The sequence below is a fragment of the Streptomyces sp. 13-12-16 genome, from assembly GCF_002114215.1.
GTDB lineage: Bacteria > Actinomycetota > Actinomycetes > Streptomycetales > Streptomycetaceae > Streptomyces.
This window is the reverse complement of the sequence record NZ_NCTE01001044.1, coordinates 1-2144: the sequence shown is the minus strand read 5'-3', so window position 1 is coordinate 2144 and position 2144 is coordinate 1. Positions and strand designations below refer to the sequence as shown.

At 75.2% G+C, this 2144-nt stretch carries 1 protein-coding gene and 1 pseudogene; both read right to left on the bottom strand.

What is annotated here, in order from left to right; all coding sequences use genetic code 11:
* Positions 1 to 1569 (bottom strand): glycoside hydrolase family 13 protein (locus B7767_RS34910; protein WP_085575585.1); only part of this gene is annotated, 1569 nt, incomplete at its 3' end.
* 238 nt (positions 1570 to 1807) lie between these two features.
* Positions 1808 to 2144: pseudogene (locus B7767_RS34905) on the bottom strand (nucleoside hydrolase); the annotation flags it as partial.

The window sequence follows — 2144 nt, the reverse complement described above, 5'->3', positions numbered from 1 at the left end:
GCGGTCGAACTGCAGGACCCCCGCCGGGGTCTCCTCCGCCCAGGTCAGCGTCTCGCCGTCGATCAGCTTGCGGCGGGTGCGCAGGGCCGTGCGGTACAGCTCCAGGGTCGAGCCCTCGGCACCGTCCTGCGCCTCGACGGCGTACGCGGCGAAGGACGGCGGCTGCGGCAGCCAGGCACCGGCCGCCCCGAAACCGTACGACGGACCGGTCGTCGTCCACGGCAGCGGCACCCGGCACCCGTCGCGGCCCTTGCGGACGTGTCCGGTCTGTTCCCAGATCGGGTCCTGGAGGACCTCGGTGGGCAGGTCGGCGACCTCGGGCAGGCCGAGTTCCTCGCCCTGGTAGAGGTAGGCCGAGCCGGGGAGCGCCAGCATCAGCAGGGTGGCGGCGCGGGCCCGGCGCAGCCCGGCGTCCGGGTCGACGGCGGGGGCGTGGCCGCCGGACAGCAGCCAGGCGTTCTCGTCCGTGCCCGGCGGCAGCGCCAGCCGGGAGGCGTGCCGGACGACGTCGTGGTTGGAGAGCACCCAGGTCGCCGAGGCGCCGGCGGCGTGCGCGGTCTCCAGCGAGTCCGTGATGACCTGGCGCAGCTCCTCCGCGTCCCACCCGGCCTGGAGGTACTCGAAGTTGAAGGCCTGGCCCAGTTCGTCCGGACGGGCGTACAGGGCGCGCCGGGCGCCGGGGACCCAGGCCTCGGCGACGGCCATCCGGGGCGGGGAGTAGGCGTCGAGGATCTTGCGCCAGTCGCGGTAGATCTCGTGCACCTCGTCCCGGTCGTAGAAGGGGTGGGTGCCGGGCGGGAAGTCGGCGAGGGCGGCCTCACCCCCCGAGGCGTGGTCGCCGAGGTCGCGCAGCGGCTCGTCGAGGTCCTTGGTGAGGGCGTGCGCGACGTCCACGCGGAAGCCGTCCACGCCCCGGTCGGCCCAGAACCGCAGGGTGGTGCGGACGTCGTCGCGGACCTCCTGGTTCCCCCAGTTGAGGTCGGGCTGCTCGGCGGCGAACAGGTGCAGGTACCACTGCCCGTCCGGTACCCGCTGCCAGGCGCTGCCGCCGAACACGGACTGCCAGTCGGTGGGCGGCAGCTCGCCCCGCTCCCCCTTGCCGTCGCGGAAGACGTAGCGGTCGCGGGCCGGTGAGCCGGGCCCGGCGCGCAGCGCCTCCTGGAACCAGACGTGCTGGTCTGAGCTGTGGTTGGGGACGATGTCGACGATCACCTTCAGGCCTAGCCGGTGGGCCTCGGCGACGAGCGCGTCGAAGTCGTCGAGGGTGCCCAGGCGCGGGTCGACGTCGCGCGGGTCGGCGACGTCGTAGCCGCCGTCGGCGAGCTCGGAGGGGTAGAAGGGACTCATCCACAGGGCGTCGACGCCGAGGGTGGCGAGGTGGGTGAGGCGCCGGGTGATGCCCCGCAGGTCACCGAGTCCGTCGCCGTCGGCGTCGGCGAAGCTGCGGGGGTAGACCTGGTAGACGACGGCCTGCCGCCACCAGTCGGGATCCCTGGAGGAGAGGTCGGGCGTGGCGTCGGGGGCGGGGTGCGGCGGCCGGGGGTCGGGCGCGGGGGTGCGATCGGTCACGCGGTCTCCTCTGGGTGCGTGCGGGTACCGGCGGAGAATCTGTCCAGACCACCGTAAAAGCGAACGCACCGGCAGCGGGGAGCCATTCCCTGCCGGTGTGGCGGGATCCCCCCATCCGGTTCGCCGGGACCGGTCCGGTCCCCCCGGCGCGGAGGGTGGCGGACCGCGGGAGCGACGGGCGGCCGTGTCCCCGTGAGCACCGGCCCGCAGCGGTGACCCGGCCGCCCCCGGCGGACGGCTACTCCGGGGCGCGCTCGACCGTCGCCAGGTACAGCTTCACGTAGCGGGCCACGTCCACGTCCAGGCCGACGTCGACCAGGGGCTGCTCGCGGGTGCCCTCGTGGATCTCGGACTCGCCGACGCGGGAACGGCGGTCGACCACGGTCTGGCCCCGGGTCGGGCCGGGGGCCAGGGAGACCTCGACGGGGAGCCGGTGGGTGGTCAGGCCCTCCGGGTCGGCGACCGCGCACAGCGCTCCCGCGTCGCCGAGCCCGCCGGCGTCCTCGGTGGGGTCGTCGGGGCGGCTGCCCGGCGTGGCGGGGCGGTGCGCGAGCAGCTCACCGGCGAGCCGGGTG